This window comes from Streptomyces pseudoechinosporeus (assembly GCF_054783935.1).
Map to the genome: position 1 here is coordinate 54,882 of NZ_BAAGPS010000011.1, position 13,263 is coordinate 68,144.

Below are 13,263 nucleotides of genomic sequence, written 5' to 3' on the forward strand. Positions count from 1 at the left end.
TCGACCCGCACGTTCCATGATCGACTGAGATACAGCTTCCAACTACACGGCGTTGGTACTAGCGCCCGGCGGCCGGCTGCTCCACCGGCCAGCTCACGCCCGTCAGCTCCTCCGACACCGTCCACAACCGCCGCGCCGCCGCCGCATCGCTCGCCGCCGCCGACCGTCCGACCAGCGTCGGCCCTCCGCGCATCTCGCCCCGCCCGTCGGGCCCGACGTAGCTCGCTCCGGGCAGGTCCTGCGTCGCGGCGTACAGCGTCGGCAGGGCGCCCGCCTTGTCGTCCTGGGCGAAGAACCTGTTGCCGACCTTTATGAACGTCTTCATCACCGGATTCGCGGCATGGCTCATCAGGTTGGTCGCCGCCCAGCCGGGGTGGGCGGCGAGGGAGCGGACCGGGGAGCCGGACTCCGTCAGGCGGCGCTGGAGTTCCAGCGTGAAGAGAAGGTTCGCCAGCTTCGACTGGGCGTACGCGCGCCGCGGGTCGTAGTCGGACCTCCAGTTCAGGTCCTCGAAGCGGATCCGTCCGTCGGCCCAGCGGTGGGCGCCGGAGGCCACCGTCACCACCCGGTCGGTGATGTGCGGCAGGAGCAGGTTCGTCAGCGCGAAGTGGCCCAGATGGTTCGTGCCGAACTGCATCTCGAAGCCGTCCGCGGTCCGCCGCATCGGCAGCATCATCACGCCGGCGTTGTTGATCAGCAGGTCCAGCGGCCGGGCCTCCCAGGCGTCCGCGAACTCCCGTACGGAGGTCAGGTCCGCCAGGTCCAGACGCCGTACCTCGGTGCTGCCGTTCACCGTCGCCGCCGCTGTCTGCCCGCGCTCCAGGTCCCGTACCGCGAAGACCACGTGTGCGCCCGCACGCGCCAGCGCGTCCGCCGCGGTGAGGCCGATGCCGCTGTTGGCGCCGGTGACGACCGCCGTGCGGCCGGTGAGGTCGGGGAGGCGGGTCGCGTCCCATGCGTTGTTCTTCGTCTTCTCAGCCATGAGTCGAATGTAGGCGTCGACAACAATGCTGTCAATGGCAACAATGATGGCAACGACAACTATGCTGGCGCTGCCCACATGGAGTTACGATGTCCCGCATGCCTGAAAGCCGCCCCTACCACCACGGAGACCTGCGAGCCGCCCTGCTCGCAGCCGCAGAACGCACCCTGCGTGAGAAGGGGGCCGGTTCCCTGTCGCTGCGCGAGCTCGCCCGCGAGGTCGGCGTGAGCCATGCCGCGCCCGGCCGGCACTTCAAGGACAAGCAGGCCCTGCTCAACGCCTTGGCGCTGGCCGGGTACGAGCGACTGGGCCAGGCCCTGGACGCCGCCTACGCCCCCGCACTTCCCCTCGAACTCCGGCTCACCGCCCTCGGTCGGGCCTACCTCGGCTTCGCCATCGACAACGCCGAGCTGCTGGAGCTGATGTACGCCCGCAAGCACGACCCCGACGCCTCGGAGCAGATGGCGGCCGCGGTCGAACGGACGCTGGGCGGCCTCACCCAGGTCTTCGCGGATGCCCAGAAACGTGGCGAGATCATCGCGGGCGACCCCGGGGACCTGAACCTCGTCATGGGCGCCGCCCTCCACGGCATGGCCGCCTTCATCGCCGGCTGCATGCTGCCCCCAGAGGCGGCCCTGGCAGGCGTGGACACCCTGGTCCACCACCTGCTCCACGGCCTGAAGCCCCGCTGACGCTTCACATTTTCACGCCGCCACGCGACAACGCCGCCAGGGACGCGGGGCTGTATCAATATTCGGCTCCCCCCACTCTCGACCTCGCTCGAGCGGGGGACCCCCATCGTGGGCGCGACCAGCCACGACGAGCCAGCAGCAGCCTGACAACTGAGGTTCCCCTCGCAGCGTGGTGTCCCTGACAGCAGAGGATGTTGGTTGTCATGGCGGAGAAGCGTCGGAAGTTCACGGCGGAGTTCCGTGAGGGGGCGGTACGGATCGTGACGGAGACCGGGAAGCCGGTCCCCGAGGTCGCGGAGGACCTGGGGATCAACGAGACGACCCTGGCGAGCTGGGCCTCGCGGGCGACGCGGGCCGAGAGGGCCGCGCCGGAGGGCCAGGACGTGTTGATCGCCCGGCTGACGGCGGAGAGCGCGGCGCTGCAGAAGGAGAACAACGAGCTGGGGATGGAGCGCGATGTCCTCAAGCGCTGCATGGGTGCGCCACGAAGTTCTGTGTGACCGAGTGGCGGTGCAGGGTCACCACCGTGCCCAGCGCCCGCCGCAGCTGGCGGGCGCTGGGCTGTTTCAAGCACGCGGTCCTGGTGCTGTGCTGGTTCATCGATGGCACCCGGATCGCCCAGCTGGCAGTACAGCCGGACGCTCCGATGCTCGTCACATAGCGTGAGTAGCGGTTACCGAGAATGGTTCATTGCCGTTACCGATGCCTCGGAGCAGTCAATTGCCGGCACCGCACCCGTCAGCGGAAATCCTGATCAGGCATGCACGGGTGTCTGGAGAAAGAGCTGGAGGAGGGCAAGAAGAGTCTCGGGTGCGTCCTCGGGAGTGAAGTGGCCCGCCTCGGGGAGCTCGATGACCGGCGCGTCGGGGTAGGCGAGCCGGAAGGCGGGAATCATGTGGCGAGGGATCAGGGCGGTGTCGCGCATGCCCTCGACCAGCATTGCGGGTTTGGCTCGCAGAGCTGCTACGGCGTCCGGATCCGGCGGCTTGAGCGCCGGATCCGGTTCGGGAACGACGAATTGCTGGGGAAATCTGATCACGCCCCGGCATTCGGCGGGCGTGGGGAAGGGGCTGGAGTAGGCGCGGATCCAGGTCGGTGTCGCGATCTGCGGGCGGGCGATGGTCTGCAGGGCCATCATCAGGTGTGTGATGGTGTGGCCGGCATTGCCGAGTATCTGTTCGAAGCTGCCGTCGGTGATGGCGGCGCGGACCCACTGGAACCAGGGGCTGTCGTTCACATTGGCGGCCATGAGCTGATCGAAGCCGTCCAGGCCGAGAGGGAGCACGGTGTTGGTGGCAAAGATCCGGGCCACCCGATCGGGGTGGCGCAGCGCGAACCCGGTGCCGATCGCTCCGCCCCAATCGCGCAGTACCAGCGTGATGTCGGTCAGGTCGAGGGTGTCGACGAGGAGCTTTTCGAGGTTGTCGATGTGTTCGCCGACCAGATAGGTGCGGTCGGACGGGGTGGCGCTTTTTCCGAATCCCATATGGTCGGGCACGATGACCCGGTTCCGCTGGGACAACGGTCCGATCAGGTGCCGCCACTCATACCCCCAGGTCGGCTCGCCGTGCAGCAGGACAAGCGTGTGTTCTGGTTGCTGTGGGCCCTCGTCGACGTAGTGCTGGCGGAAGCCCGCGGCTTCGCCGTAGCGCGCCGTGTAGGGCCAGGTGCCGTCGAAGGTTTCCTCGGCAGGGATCAATGCACTCACCTCGTGCGTCTGTCTTGTGGGTGTGTTTGGGTGCGGGCGGGCGTCAGCCGGCCAGCCGGTTCATCTTGCGGATCTGCTTGTCGAAGGCCCGGGCGGGAGCGACGCGGCGCGGTGCTCGCGCGTCCGGCCATGGGGCCGGCGGTGTAGCGCAGCTTCGGTTTGGCGTCGGTCGCTGCCGCGACGATGGCGGGGGCGTCGCCGGTCGGGTCGCCGAGCTGTTCGGGGCGTACGGAGTCGATCAGCGCCGCGATCGGGCCGGCGGCGTGGGCCTAACGCGGGCGGGGGCCTTCGGTCGTGGCGTTTTGGGCGTTCTTGGTGTTCACGGTGTTCATGCCGGGCAGTCTCCCGCCATAACTTGACATCCGCCGTCATATTTTTCCGGCACCCTGGGAAGGTGAAATCCGACCGTCTGCTGTCGATCCTGCTGCTCCTCCAGACCCGCGGCCGAGTCCCGGCCGCCGAGCTGGCCGAGCGGCTGGAGGTCTCGCCCCGCACCATCTACCGGGACATCGACGCGCTGTCCGCGTCGGGAGTGCCGGTCTACGCCGAGCGCGGCAGGCACGGCGGCATCGCGCTGCTCCCCGGCTTCCGTACCGACGTCACCGGGCTTACCTCCGACGAGGCGCGGGCGCTGTTCGTCCTGGCCACCCAGGGGGCGCACACCGACCTCGGCCTGGACGGGGCGCTGGGCTCCGCGCTGCGCAAGGTGATGGCCGCGCTCCCCGCCCCGCACCGGCAGGGCGCCGAGCTGACCAGCCGCCGCATCCTGATCGACCCCGACCGCTGGCTGGCCGGACCACGCCCCGAGGCCGACCTGAACGTCCTGCACACGGCGGTCTTCGCCGACCGCCGCCTGCGTATCCGCTACCGGCACAGCGGCCAGACTCGGCTGCGTACGTACACCGTCGATCCGTACGGGCTGGTGGCCAAAGCCGGGGTCTGGTACCTGGTCGCGGACCACCGGGGCGGACCACGGCTGTTCCGGGCGGACCGGATCGCGGCGGCGACCGTCAGCGACGCACCCGTACGGCGCCGGGCGGGCGTCGAGCTGGCGGACGCCTGGGAGGGGTTGCGCCGCTGGGTGGAGGAGCTCCCGGCCCGGGTCCGGGTGACGGCGCGGGTGCGGCGTTCGCGGCTGGACCAGTTCGTACGGATGGTCGGCCCCATGCTCGCCGAGCTGCCTCGGCCGGAGGGCCCGGATGCGCCGGAGGGGGAGTGGGCCACGGTCGAGCTGACGTACCCGGCGCTGGGCGAGGTCCGCCAGCTGCTCCAGTTCGGCACGGACGTCGAAGCCCTCGACCCGCCCGAGGCGCGCGCCGAGCTGCGCCAGACCGCCGCCTCGATCGCGGACGTGTACGGCTGACGCCGTGTTACACCAGTGCGGCGTCCACCACACGCCACCGGCTCCTGTCCGCTGAGCGTGGCCCCTTAGTCACCGCCCCCAGATACTGCTTCGGATCACCACTCGACCGATCCACCGCGTAGGTACTCAACAGGGCCTTCAACCGGTCCCGGGTGTCAAAGACCTCCACTCCATGCACCTGGGCGGCCACGATCCAGTCCCGCAGGATCCGCGCGTACGTCCCCCACGACAACGGCGCCGGACACCCATCCGACGGTCGCAGCCGCAACCACTCATTGGCCACCGCCGCAGCCCGCGGCCCACGCCCGTCCTCAAGGAGCAGGTCGTCGTCGATCAGCACCGCCATCCCCTCGGGGATCACGGGCTTCGCCAGCAGTCCCCAGGACTCTCAGCCCTCACTGGAGTAAAACGCGACCTCCATACGCACTGACGGTACGGAGAGACACCGCTACGCACACCAGGCAAACGTGTTCGAGTGATGCATCCAACCGCGCTAAGAGACACGGCAGGTAAGCAGAAACAACCGCCGCGAGGCAACTCGGAGTCCCAGGACGCTGACACCATCGTCTGAAGCGTTCAGGCGGCGGGATCCAAGCCCTTCGACAGGCCGGTGTACGCGGGCTTCGCCCCATAGCTCTCGTTGTACGGCAGAGCCGCCCCGTACCCGTTGAATGTGCCCGGCACCCACGAGTACTTGTCCGTGATGCCCCAGACCGTGATGCCCGCGCAGCGGGGGACGCCCAGGCAGTTTTCGCTGGCCGTCTTGTAGTCGGTGGACTGCTGGGCGAGTTCGGTGGAGGAGGCGGGCATGGGGATGCGGATGTCCAGTTCGGTGATGGAGACCTCCAGGCCCAGGTCCGAGAAGCGCTTCAGGTTCGCCTTCATCGATGACGGGACCTGGCCCACCATGAAGTGGGACTGGAAGCCGATGCCGTGCAACGGGACGCCGTCGGCGAGGAGTTGCTTGGCCAGGGCGTAGAGGGCGTCGCTCTTCGCGTTGTCCGCCTCGATGTTGTAGTCGTTGATGTACAGCTTGGCGGCGGGGTCGGCGGCGTGGGCCCAGCGCAGCGCGTTCGCGATGTAGCCGGTGCCGAGCTTGTCCTGCCACAGCGAACTGCGCATCGAACCGTCCTCGTTGAACGTCTCGTTGACGACGTCCCATGAGTAGATCTTGCCCTTGTAGCGGCCGACGGTCGTGTCGATGTGCTTCTTCAGGATCGTGTTCAGCTCGGAGGCGGAGAAGTTCCCGTTCTTGAGCCAGGACGGGAGCTGGCTGTACCAGGCCAGGGTGTGGCCGCGTACGCCCTGCTTGTGGGCGCTCGCGTGCGCGACGAGGCGGTCCGCGGCGGCCCAGTTGTAGCTGCCCCGGCTCGGCTCCAGCGCATCCCACTTCATCGCGTTCTCGGCCGTCACCGAGTTGAACTCCCGGTCCAGGACGGCCGTGTACGCCGACTCGTTCTGCAACGGGCCGTCGGCGACCGCCGCGCCGATCTTCACTCCGCGGGCGTCGGCGTGGCCCCGGAGCGTCGTGGCGGCACTCGCGTCGGGCGTGAACTGCGGAACCGTGACGGCTGCCGTCGCGACGAGCGCGCCGATGGCCAAGAGGGGGATGGGGCGCAGGATACGGCGGCGACGTCTGGGGGAGTACGGCATGGATGCTCCTGGCGTATGGAGGCGGCCCTCAGGTGGTGGTACGTCACCCTTCTGTCGCCACCCACCGAAAGGAGGTTGCCGTCCTCACCCGTTCACCCCCGTGTAGTGCCGCAGACTCCACCTCCACAGCAACCTCGTGCCCAGATACGCCACCGCCCCCAGCAGCGGCGAAGCCGCCGCCAGCCAGTACGGCACGCCGGTGTCGTGCCCGTGCCCGGTCAGTACGGCCGCCGGGAAGTACGCCACGAACGCGAGCGGCAGGGCGAACGTGAGGAAGCCGCCCACCGCCTTCGGCAGCACGTTCAGGGGATAGCTGCCGAAGGTGCCCAGCAGTTCCTCCAGCCAGCGGCCCCAGTAGTCGGCGGCCGGGAAGCGGAGGGAGGCGCAGGCCACCACCGTGAACAGGGCCGCCTCCAGGAGCATTCCGCCGAGTACGCAGATGATGAGGTACGTGATCCGGCCCGCCGTCCAGTCCAGTTCGCTGCGGGACAGCGCACCCACCATCAGGCCGACCGCCACCGTCAGGTCGCCGATCGCGTTCGTGGGGAAGTACTGGAGCTGGAGCTGGCGGTAGACCGGCATCGGGCGGACGAGGTACGTGTCGATCACCCCCTCCTGGATGTGGCGGCTCAGACCGTGTACCCGGCCGAGGAAGAGCACGAACAGGCCGTGGGCCAGCATCCGGATCGCCGCGATCAGCAGCACGTCCGCGCTCTCCCAGCCGCCCATCCCGGTGAACCGGGTCAGCAGCACCGTCGCGAACACGATCACCGACACCTGCCAGATCGCACCGATCGCGATCATCATCAGGAACTCGGACCGGTACTCCAGCTGCGAACGGAAGTTGAGCTTCGTGATCCGCCAGACGGTCAGCCAGGGTTTCAACGAGAACATGGTCTTCTGCGAGGACATGACCTTCTGCGAGGGCGCGGTCTTCTGTGAGGACACAGTCAGCCTCCCTGGGAGATCACGCGCCGGGCGGCCCGCCGCCACACCAGCCGGGTGAGCAGGGCGAGGGCCACCACCCAGGCGGCCTGAATCGCCAACTGCGCCCCGGCGTCCGACAGTTGGATCCGGCCCACGTGCAGTGACAGCGGCACGCTCAGGGTCGCCTGGAAGGGCAGGAAGCCGCTGAGCGTGATGAACCAGTCCGGGAAGAACCACAGCGGCGCGTACACCCCGGACAGCAGGTTCTGCGCGAAGATCAGGATCAGCATCGCGGCGCCGTTGCGGAGTGTGAAGAAGCACAGCTGGTCGATGGCGAGCATGATGTAGTACAGGACCCACTGGCCCAGTAGCAGGCTCACGATGAACACCCCTGCCACGGCAGCCGACTTGGGCGGCTGTACGACTCCTGCGGCCACACAGACCGCGTAGCCGACGATGGCCCACACGAAGCCGTAGATCTGCTCGCCCAGGGCTCGCAGGGCGTAGTAGCGCTGAGGCGGCAGCGGGCGCAGATACCAGTACACGATGGTGCCGAAGTGCATGTGCTGAAGCACCGTGTCGCGGCCCGAGTACTGGTCCAACTCCCGTACGCGCGTGGCCAGTACGGCGAGTACGGCGTACGTGACGGCCTGGTCGCGGTTGAGTCCCGCCGTCGTGCCCGTCGCCGCGTACAGGCCCCGCCACAGCGAGGCGACCAGCACCACCTGGACGGTCAGTCGCAGCAGGGCGGCGGTCATACGGGGCGGGGTGTGCAGCTCGCCGAGCGGGGTGACCCGGGCGGCCCGCCAGGCGCGCAGGGCGGAGGGCATGGCCACGGGATCAGCCTCCCTGCGCCTGAGCCGCCGCCACGTCAGCGGCCATGTCAGCCGCCGTTTCGCCCGCCTGGACGTACGCCGCCCGCATCACGTCCTCCAACTCGGCCTCGTCCAGGGCGATGTCGGTCACCTCGTACCGCTCGATGACCTGCTTCAGCGCCTGGTGCACCGTCGGGGCGGTCGGCCCGTCCGGGCCGAAGACCACCTGAGAGCCATCCCGCCGTACGAGTACGACTCCGGGCCATGGCTCGACGAGGGCGTGCCCATCGGCGAGCGTGGCCCGTACCTGCCAGGTCGAGCCGAACTTCCGGCGGATCTCGTCCAGCGTGCCGTCCAGGACCAGCCGCCCGTGGTTGATCAGCACGACGCGCTCCGCGAGCCGCTCGACCTCCGTCATGTCGTGCGTGGTGAGCAGCACCGTCCGCCCGCGCTCCTCCACCTGGTACCGGAGGAACTCCCGTACCTGCTCCTTGACCACCACGTCCATGCCGATGGTCGGCTCGTCGAGGAAGACCACGGGCGGGTCGTGCAGCAGCGCGGCGGCCAGGTCGGAGCGTACGCGCTGGCCGAGCGAGAGATGCCGTACGCGGGTGTCCCAGAAGGAGGACAGGTCGAGCAGCTCGTCGAACTCCCGCAGTCGCGCACGGTGTTCGTCCGCCGGTACGTCGTAGATGTCCCGCAGGATCGCGAAGGACTCCCGCACGGGCAGGTCCCACCACAGCTGGGTGCGCTGCCCGAACACCGCCCCGATGTTGCGCGCGTTGCGCTCGCGCTCCTCGTACGGGACGACGCCCACGACCCGTGCCTCACCGGCCGTGGGCGTGAGAATGCCGGTGAGCATCTTGATGGTGGTCGACTTGCCCGCGCCGTTCGGCCCGAGCAGGGCGAGCAGTTCGCCGGGCTGCACCTCGAAGCTGATGTCGGAGACGGCGTCCTTGGCCACCCGCTCCGGGTTGACCAGCGATCTGACGGCTCCCAGGAAACCGGGTCGGCGCACGGTCGTGTGGAAGGTCCGGGACAGTCCCCGGACCTCGATACTGCCGCTCATGCAGCGGACCTCCTGGTCAGCCTGATCAGCCATACGGTTGCGACGAGACCGGCTCCCGACAACGCTGTCAGCAGCCAAGGCACCGCGCGGATGCCGGAGACCTCGATGCCCATCCCGAGCAGCGGCGGAGCCGCGACCCCACCGATCATCGACGCTGCGATCACCCAGGCGCCAGCCCTTTTTGCCTGCGGGAGGGCCCTGCTCAGCCAGGGCAGCCCGGTCGGGAAGACCGGCGCGATGAACAGGCCCACACCCGCGTACGCCCATGGGGCCGCCCCCGGAATCAGCGCGAGCAGCAGGCACGCCGTCATCCCGGCGGCGCACACGGTGAGGATGCGCTCGGGCGAGTACCGCAGCGTGATGGGGACGACCAGGAAGCGGCCGACGGTCATCATGAGCCAGTACACGGAGGTCGCGGAGGCCGCGACGGTGGCGCTGTAGCCGACGGTCTCCAGATGCGTGGGCTCCCAGCCGCCGACGCCCGTTTCAACGGCCACGTTGAGGATGTAGAGGATGAGGAAGCCGATGAGTACGCGGGAGAGGAGGCTCCCAGTGGCGGCAGGTTTCTCAACGGAGGGCTTCGGTGCCTCCCTGCCCACGCCGCCCGTGCACAGGATCAGCGCGCCCGCCAGCACCGCACACGCCCCGAAGGCGTACGCGTACCCGTCCGGGCCCGTCCATGCGATGAGCGCCGGGCCGAGCACGGCGCCGATGCCGAAGTGGGCGTGGAGAATATTGAGCATCGCTGTCGAGCGGTCGCCGAAGCCGACGGCGAAGAGCTGGTTGAGGCCGTAGTCGATACCGCCGAAGCCGAGGCCGCCGAGGAAGGCCGCGGCGAGCGCGAGCGGCCAGTTCGGGGCGAGCGCGAAGCCCGCGCCGCCCGCCGCCATCAGGGCGTAACTCGCCCCGAGCAGCATCTTGTTGCTGATCCGGGAGTGGATCGCGTTGAAGGCCAGTACGCCCGCGACGCCGCCCGTGAAGTGCAGGCTGAGTCCGAGTCCGGCCCCGGAAGGGGAGAGGCCGTACTCCTCGCGCAATCCCGGGACCGCCGGTCCGTAGAGCGCCTGGAGTATGCCGATGAGGACGAAACCGACACATGACGCGACTGCGGCCGGACGGCTGAAGAGCCGCCCGGCCGCAGTCGGGGTGACCGTGTCAGTCACGAAGGTCCGAGAACACGAACGAGAACTCGGCGGGCGCTGCGCGCAGTTGGTACTGCGGCAGTGCGCCCGGGCCGCAGGACTGCGAGCCGATGCCCTGCTGGCCGTGGTCGAGGTTGACCCACACGGTGTCGTCGGCGGTCAGGTCCGTCAGGTGCTGGGCCGCGTCCAACTGCTCGTTGGTCCAGCGCCTGGCCGAGAACCAGAACTCCGGGTCGCCCTCGATCCGCAGCCCGCCGAGCTCCGCCCAACGGACGTCGGCCCGCGCGCCGTTCTCCTGCGGACGCACATACGGAGTCTGCAGCTCGTCCACCGAGGAGTGCCAAAGGCCCAGCATCGAGGCCGACTTGGTGTCCGGGTACGCCTCGCCGGGGCCGCCACCGAACCACTTCACCTGGTCCGCCTGCGCGAGCCCGAAGCGAATGCCCAGCCGCGGCAGCGGCACCGTCCAGTCGCCCTCGGGCGCCACGGACACGGTCAGCTTCAGCCGCTTGCCGTCGGACGTCCACCGGTACACCGTGCGCAGACCCACCTCCCAGGCGGCGGGCGCCACTCGGGTTCGTACAGTCAACACGTCGTCGCTCAACTCGACGCCGTCCAAGCGGTGTTGCATGCGGTGCAGGCCGTACTTGCGCCACAGCGAAGCCCAGCGGATGTCGTCCTGCCAGGAGGCGCCCTCGTCGTTGTCGGTCGGCGCCCGCCACACGTCGAGACGGAGGTCCGTCACGTTCAGCCTGCCGATCGTCTTCAGCGCACCGGTGCGTACGTCGAAGGACGCCGGGCCGACGTAGATCAGCCGCTCGCTCGCGTTGGGCCTGTCACTTGCCACGACAGACGGCAACGACCGTGGGCTGACCGGCAGTTGAGCCCACGCCACCTCGTGGTCTTTCCTGCCCCACGCGGTGTCCTCCGCCAGCAGCGCCCGTACCGTCCACTGCGTCTCGGCCCCGCGCCCGTCGCCCGGTGGCGGCGTCGGCAGCTTCACCTCCGCCGACTCGCCCGGCGCCAGCGCCGGCACGGACAGCGTGCCCGCCTCGACCGTCTTGCCGTCCACCTGGTACGACCACTCGAAGGCCAGCGCCGAGAGGTCGGCGAAGTCGTACGCGTTCGTGACCCGTACGGTCCCGTCCGCGCCGTCTCCCTCGATACGGACCGGCTCGATCACCTTCTTGAACTCGACGAGCCCCGGCGACGGCTTCCGGTCCGGGAAGATCAGCCCGTCGCAGACGAAGTTCCCGTCGTGCAGCTCCTCCCCGAAGTCACCGCCGTACGCGAAGCCGAACCGCGCGTCCTTGATGCCGTGGTCGATCCACTCCCAGATGAAGCCGCCCTGGAGCCGGTCGTACGCCTCGAAGATCCGCTGGTAGTCGGCGATACCACCGGGGCCGTTGCCCATGGCGTGCCCGTACTCGCAGAGGATGAAGGGGAGCTGGCGCCGCCTGTGCGTGCCCCCGTCGAGGTCCCGGCCGATGCTCTCGACCTCGTCATGAGCCGCGTACATCCGTGAATACATGTCCGTGTCACGGCAGTTGATGTCGCCCTCGTAGTGGATGAGACGCGAGCCGTCCCGGCCGCGGATCCACTCGGCCATGGCGGTGAGGCCGCGCCCGGTGCCGGCCTCGTTGCCGAGGGACCAGATCACGACGGACGGGTGGTTCTTGTCGCGCTCGACCATCCGGGCCGTACGGTCGATCAGCGCCGGAGTCCAGCGGTCGTCGTCCACCGGGTTGTCGCGCCAGGCCTGCTCGACGAAGCCGTGGGTCTCCAGGTCGCACTCGTCGATGACCCACAGTCCGTACTCGTCGCACAGGTCGAGGAAGGCCGGGTGCGGCGGGTAGTGCGAGGTGCGGACGGCGTTGATGTTGTGCCGCTTCATCAGCAGCACGTCCTCGCGCATGGTCTCCAGGTCCAGGGCACGGCCGCGCTCGGGGTGCCACTCGTGCCGGTTGACGCCCTTGAAGAGGAGCGGCTTTCCGTTGACCTTGATCAGGCCGTCCTCGAGTACGACCGTACGGAAGCCGATCCGGAGCGGAATCCGCTCGCCCTCGGTGGCCAGCACGCCGTCGTACAGGCGGGGCGTCTCGGCCGTCCACGGCTCGACCGGAACCGTCACGGACTCGCCGGTCGCGACATCGATGTCCAGGGCGGGCACGGTGACCCGGCCGTCAACGTCGGAGTCGACACGCAGGGTGCCGTCTCCGCTGACGTGGTCGTACGAAGCGTGCACGAAGAAGTCGAGCGCGCTGTCGGCCGGGCGGTGCAGCAGCGTGACGTCCCGGAAGATGCCCGGCAGCCACCACTGGTCCTGGTCCTCCAGGTACGAGCCCGCCGACCACTGGTGAACACGGACGGCAAGGACGTTCCCCGCCGGCTTCAGCAGATGGCCCACCGCGAACTCGTGCGGCAGCCGGGAGCCCTTGAACTCGCCGATGTCGGTGCCGTTCAGCCAGACGCGGGCGCAGGACTCCACACCATCGAAGCGCAGTACCGAGCCGCCGTCCGTCAGAGCCGGCCAGTCGTCCGGCAGGTCGAAGACCCGCAGATGATCACCGGTCGGGTTCTCGGTCGGCACGCGCGGCGGGTCGACCGGGAACGGGTAGAGGTGGTTGGTGTAGATGGGCGAGCCGTGGCCCTGAAGGACCCAGTGGCCGGGGACCGACACTTCGGCCCAGTCCCCGGCGTCGTACCCGTCCGCCGCGAACGAGTCGTCCTCGGCGTCGGCGGTCGCCGACAGTCGGAAGCGCCAACTTCCGTTCAGGGAAAGGGAGGCGGCGTCGGAGGACGCGTACCAGGCGCGGGGCGGTAGGGCCCCGCTCCCGGGCGAGACGTCTTCGACGTAGTCGACGGAAGTGGTGGTGCGCAATGAAATCGGTCTCCTGCGTCCTGAGAAGAAG

General features: G+C 69.0%; 12 protein-coding genes and 2 pseudogenes. 4 read left to right on the forward strand and 10 right to left on the reverse strand.

Annotated features, from left to right (window positions below):
* Positions 1-58: 58 nt before the first annotated feature.
* Entirely contained in the window at positions 59-982 is a 924-nt protein-coding gene (locus ACYVO6_RS16750; protein ID WP_461062007.1) for an oxidoreductase, read from the reverse strand.
* Positions 983-1,071: 89 nt separating this feature from the next.
* On the opposite strand from ACYVO6_RS16750, the gene ACYVO6_RS16755 reads away from it, so the two are divergent.
* The 3 genes and pseudogenes from ACYVO6_RS16755 to ACYVO6_RS16765 form a co-directional block, all read left to right on the forward strand.
* Positions 1,072-1,674, forward strand: a complete 603-nt coding sequence (locus tag ACYVO6_RS16755) for a TetR/AcrR family transcriptional regulator (RefSeq protein WP_461062009.1) — start codon at positions 1,072-1,074, stop codon at positions 1,672-1,674.
* Positions 1,675-1,877: 203 nt separating this feature from the next.
* Positions 1,878-2,174 carry a transposase gene (locus ACYVO6_RS16760; protein ID WP_461062011.1) on the forward strand — a complete coding sequence of 99 codons (297 nt, stop codon included), beginning with the start codon at positions 1,878-1,880 and terminating at the stop codon, positions 2,172-2,174.
* A gap of 50 nt (positions 2,175-2,224) precedes the next feature.
* Positions 2,225-2,305 (forward strand): annotated as a pseudogene (locus ACYVO6_RS16765) (IS5/IS1182 family transposase); the annotation flags it as partial.
* 123 nt (positions 2,306-2,428) lie between these two features.
* Here the strand turns inward: ACYVO6_RS16765 and ACYVO6_RS16770 are convergent.
* Both ACYVO6_RS16770 and ACYVO6_RS16775 read right to left on the reverse strand, forming a co-directional pair.
* Positions 2,429-3,382: an alpha/beta fold hydrolase gene (locus ACYVO6_RS16770; protein WP_461062013.1), complete on the reverse strand. Its 954-nt coding sequence runs from the start codon at positions 3,380-3,382 to the stop codon at positions 2,429-2,431.
* A gap of 43 nt (positions 3,383-3,425) precedes the next feature.
* Positions 3,426-3,591, reverse strand: a pseudogene (locus tag ACYVO6_RS16775) (short-chain dehydrogenase/reductase); the annotation flags it as partial.
* 185 nt (positions 3,592-3,776) lie between these two features.
* Between ACYVO6_RS16775 and ACYVO6_RS16780 the strand changes: the two are divergent.
* Entirely contained in the window at positions 3,777-4,745 is a 969-nt protein-coding gene (locus tag ACYVO6_RS16780) for a helix-turn-helix transcriptional regulator (RefSeq protein WP_461062015.1), read from the forward strand.
* A gap of 7 nt (positions 4,746-4,752) precedes the next feature.
* On the opposite strand, the gene ACYVO6_RS16785 is transcribed toward ACYVO6_RS16780, so the two are convergent.
* From ACYVO6_RS16785 to ACYVO6_RS16815, 7 genes are all read right to left on the reverse strand, one after another.
* Positions 4,753-5,085: a hypothetical protein gene (locus ACYVO6_RS16785; RefSeq protein WP_461062017.1), complete on the reverse strand. Its 333-nt coding sequence runs from the start codon at positions 5,083-5,085 to the stop codon at positions 4,753-4,755.
* 236 nt (positions 5,086-5,321) lie between these two features.
* The gene (locus tag ACYVO6_RS16790; RefSeq protein ID WP_461062019.1) at positions 5,322-6,398 is read right to left on the reverse strand and encodes an endo-1,4-beta-xylanase; all 1,077 of its coding nucleotides are present in this window, start codon (positions 6,396-6,398) and stop codon (positions 5,322-5,324) included.
* An 84-nt stretch (positions 6,399-6,482) separates the two neighbouring features.
* Complete coding sequence (locus ACYVO6_RS16795; RefSeq protein ID WP_461062317.1) at positions 6,483-7,292, reverse strand: ABC transporter permease; 810 nt, start codon at positions 7,290-7,292, stop codon at positions 6,483-6,485.
* Between the two features lie 56 nt (positions 7,293-7,348).
* Positions 7,349-8,155 (reverse strand): ABC transporter permease, encoded by an 807-nt coding sequence (locus tag ACYVO6_RS16800; RefSeq protein ID WP_461062319.1) that lies wholly within the window; start codon positions 8,153-8,155, stop codon positions 7,349-7,351.
* A gap of 10 nt (positions 8,156-8,165) precedes the next feature.
* A complete protein-coding gene (locus tag ACYVO6_RS16805; protein ID WP_461062021.1) occupies positions 8,166-9,209 on the reverse strand; it encodes an ABC transporter ATP-binding protein in 1,044 nt (347 codons plus the stop codon).
* Positions 9,206-10,372 carry an MFS transporter gene (locus ACYVO6_RS16810; RefSeq protein WP_461062023.1) on the reverse strand — a complete coding sequence of 389 codons (1,167 nt, stop codon included), beginning with the start codon at positions 10,370-10,372 and terminating at the stop codon, positions 9,206-9,208. The genes ACYVO6_RS16805 and ACYVO6_RS16810 overlap by 4 nt, the downstream gene beginning before the upstream one ends.
* Positions 10,365-13,238, reverse strand: coding sequence for a glycoside hydrolase family 2 TIM barrel-domain containing protein (locus ACYVO6_RS16815; protein ID WP_461062321.1), 2,874 nt, complete (start codon positions 13,236-13,238; stop codon positions 10,365-10,367). Before ACYVO6_RS16815 ends, ACYVO6_RS16810 begins: the two co-directional genes overlap by 8 nt.
* Between the last annotated feature and the right edge of the window lie 25 nt (positions 13,239-13,263).

Coding starts and splice junctions, on each gene's coding strand:
- ACYVO6_RS16750 (WP_461062007.1), bottom strand. CDS start 982: ATGGCTGAGAAGACGAAGAACAACGCATGGGACGCGACCCGCCTCCCC.
- ACYVO6_RS16755 (WP_461062009.1), top strand. CDS start 1,072: ATGTCCCGCATGCCTGAAAGCCGCCCCTACCACCACGGAGACCTGCGA.
- ACYVO6_RS16760 (WP_461062011.1), top strand. CDS start 1,878: ATGGCGGAGAAGCGTCGGAAGTTCACGGCGGAGTTCCGTGAGGGGGCG.
- ACYVO6_RS16790 (WP_461062019.1), bottom strand. CDS start 6,398: ATGCCGTACTCCCCCAGACGTCGCCGCCGTATCCTGCGCCCCATCCCC.
- ACYVO6_RS16795 (WP_461062317.1), bottom strand. CDS start 7,292: ATGTTCTCGTTGAAACCCTGGCTGACCGTCTGGCGGATCACGAAGCTC.
- ACYVO6_RS16800 (WP_461062319.1), bottom strand. CDS start 8,155: ATGCCCTCCGCCCTGCGCGCCTGGCGGGCCGCCCGGGTCACCCCGCTC.
- ACYVO6_RS16805 (WP_461062021.1), bottom strand. CDS start 9,209: ATGAGCGGCAGTATCGAGGTCCGGGGACTGTCCCGGACCTTCCACACG.